This is a genomic window from Nocardioides sp., assembly GCF_035429765.1.
In the GTDB taxonomy this organism is placed as follows: domain Bacteria; phylum Actinomycetota; class Actinomycetes; order Propionibacteriales; family Nocardioidaceae; genus Nocardioides.
In genome coordinates this window covers 1-2,674 of sequence record NZ_DAOMFK010000291.1, presented here as the reverse complement: position 1 = coordinate 2,674, position 2,674 = coordinate 1, and the positions used below count along the sequence as shown (strand labels likewise).

The following is a 2,674-nucleotide window of genomic DNA, read 5'->3' as shown; positions in this document are numbered from 1 at the left end:
CCGGACCCGCCGGCGCAGCGCCAGCCGCCCGGCGGGCCCACCCGGCCTCGGTGCGGTGGGAGAGCCGCCCACCAGTGGCGTGGTCGAGCCGGGAACCGCCGGCCTCGAGCCCGGCACCCCCGACCCGGGTGAGGAGCCGCACGTGGAGCACGTGCCGATCAAGAAGAAGGGGACGCGCAAGCGCTGACCCGCGGGACTCGGCCGTTTTGCGCCAGGTACGGCCGGAACCGTAGTATTGCCCCTCGGCGTGCCCGCACGCCCTCCTGTGCGTCCCGCACGCTCCCCACGCCGGTGAGGCCGGCGAGCGCGTGCGCAGCCGCGGGTCGCAGTGCAGTGTCAGAGTCCGACGAGGAAAGTGAGTCGCGGTGTACGCCATCGTGCGCAGTGGCAGCAAGCAGCAGAAGGTTGCCGTGGGCGACGTCATCGAGATCGACAAGGTCGAGAGCGGTGTCGGCGAGACCGTGACCCTGCCCGTGGTCCTGCTGGTCGACGGGGAGTCCGTCACCACCAGCGGCCTGGACAAGGCGTCGGTGACCGCGGAGGTCCTCGGCGCGACCAAGGGCCCCAAGATCGTCATCCAGAAGTACAAGAACAAGACCGGTTACAAGAAGCGCCAGGGGCACCGTCAGAAGTACACCCAGGTCAAGGTCCTCGAGATCAACGCCTGACCACGAGCCCCACCACCACGAAGGACTAGAGCAATGGCACACAAGAAGGGTGCGGCCTCGACCAAGAACGGTCGCGACTCGAACTCCCAGCGCCTCGGCGTCAAGCGGTACGGCGGCCAGCTGGTCAACGCCGGTGAGATCATCGTGCGCCAGCGCGGCACGCACTTCCACCCCGGCAGCGGGGTCGGACGCGGTGGCGACGACACCCTCTTCGCGCTCGTGGCCGGCAACGTGCAGTTCGGCACCAAGCGCGGCCGCCGGGTCGTGAACGTCGTACCGAGCGAGTGACCACGCACCTCCCCGGATCGCTGAACCTGTCCAAGGGCGCCCCGACCGGGGCGCCCTTGTGCGTTGCCGGATTCCCCGCCTGAGCGGGGATGTTGGCACTTGTTGGCCGTCGCAACCCCCACGAAGTGCAGGATTCCCCGCCTGGGCGGGGAATCCGGCAGCCGCACCAGAACCGAGGAGAGGTAGCCCATGGCCGTTCCGACGTTCGTCGACCAGGTGACGCTGCACGTGGCCGCGGGTCGCGGTGGCAACGGCGTGGCCTCGGTGCACCGTGAGAAGTTCAAACCGCTGGGTGGACCCGACGGCGGCAACGGCGGCCCGGGGGGCTCGGTGGTGCTGCGGGTCGACCCCGACGTCACCACGCTCATCGACTACCACCACTCTCCGCGCCGTCGCGCCGAGCACGGCGGCCACGGTGCCGGCGGGCACCGCAACGGCTCGCACGGGGCCGACCTCGTGCTCCCCGTCCCCGACGGCACCGTCGTCAGCGACCCCTCCGGCCGGGTGCTCGCCGACCTGGTGGGCCCAGGGACCGAGCTGGTCGTGGCCACCGGAGGCCGCGGCGGGCTGGGCAACGCGGCTCTGGCCAGCGCCCGTCGCAAGGCCCCGGGGTTCGCCCTGCTCGGCGAGCCCGGCGAGGAGCGCGACATCGTGCTGGAGCTCAAGGTGGTCGCGGACGTGGGTCTGGTCGGCTACCCCAGCGCCGGCAAGTCGTCGCTGGTGGCCGCGATCTCCCGCGCACGCCCGAAGATCGCCGACTACCCCTTCACCACGCTGGTGCCCCACCTCGGCGTCGTCCGCGCCGGGGACACCACGTTCACCGTCGCCGACGTCCCCGGCCTGATCGAGGGTGCGGCCGAGGGCCGTGGGCTCGGGCACGACTTCCTGCGGCACATCGAGCGCTGCGCCGCCCTGGTGCACGTGGTCGACACCGCCACCCTCGACCCCGGACGCAACCCGGTCGACGACCTGGACGTGATGGAGGACGAGCTGGCCCGGTACGGCGGACTCGAGGGTCGGCCCCGGCTGGTCGCCCTCAACAAGGTCGACGTGCCAGACGGCCGGGAGATCGCCTCGATGGTCGTCGAGGAGCTCTCCGCCCGGGGCTTGCGCGTCTTCCTGGTCTCCGCGGCCTCGGGCGAGGGACTGCGCGAGCTGACCTACGCGATGGCGAGCCTCGTCGAGGAGGCCCGTCACGACCGGCCGGCCGCGCCTCCGCAGCGGATCGTGCTGCGCCCGGCGTCGGCCGACGGCGGGGACGAGTTCTCCGTCACCGGGACTGCGCAGGGGTGGCGGGTCCGTGGCACCAAGCCCGAGAGGTGGGTGCGGCAGACCGACTTCTCCAACGACGAGGCGGTCGGCTTTCTCGCCGACCGGCTGAACCGGCTCGGGGTGGAGGACCGGCTCGTCGCGCTCGGCGCCGAGGAGGGGGACACGGTCCTGATCGGCGACCCGTCAGACTCCGTCGTCTTCGACTTCCGGCCCAGTGTCCAGGCCGGGGCCGAGGCGCTCGGGCGCCGCGGCGAGGACCACCGTTTCGAGGAGTCCCGCCCCGCGGCGCGGCGCCGCCGGGAGATCGACGCCGGGATGCCGTCGCGGGCCGAGGGTGAGACCCGTGCCGACGTGGCCCGCCGCGTCGACCGGGGCGACCGCGGGCCGGGGTCCTACGAGAGCGGTGGACGCGACGGCCCGGACCGCGCCGAGGGCGAAGGCGATCG

Annotated in this window: 4 protein-coding genes; all 4 read left to right on the top strand. The window is 72.6% G+C overall.

Annotation, left to right across the window (positions count from 1 at the left end; translation table 11 throughout):
* Positions 1 to 187: hypothetical protein (locus PLP61_RS16345; protein ID WP_324503826.1), on the top strand; the 187-nt coding region annotated here is incomplete at its 5' end.
* A 178-nt stretch (positions 188 to 365) separates the two neighbouring features.
* A complete protein-coding gene (rplU, locus tag PLP61_RS16340) occupies positions 366 to 668 on the top strand; it encodes a 50S ribosomal protein L21 (protein ID WP_324503825.1) in 303 nt (100 codons plus the stop codon).
* A gap of 33 nt (positions 669 to 701) precedes the next feature.
* Positions 702 to 956 (top strand): 50S ribosomal protein L27, encoded by a 255-nt coding sequence (rpmA, locus tag PLP61_RS16335; protein WP_324503824.1) that lies wholly within the window; start codon positions 702 to 704, stop codon positions 954 to 956.
* A 189-nt stretch (positions 957 to 1,145) separates the two neighbouring features.
* The coding region (gene obgE, locus PLP61_RS16330) for a GTPase ObgE (RefSeq protein WP_324503823.1) at positions 1,146 to 2,674 on the top strand (1,529 nt) is incomplete at its 3' end.

Bases quoted from the DNA above. Each gene is read 5' to 3' on its own strand.
- rpmA (WP_324503824.1), top strand. From the start codon at position 702: ATGGCACACAAGAAGGGTGCGGCCTCGACCAAGAACGGTCGCGACTCG.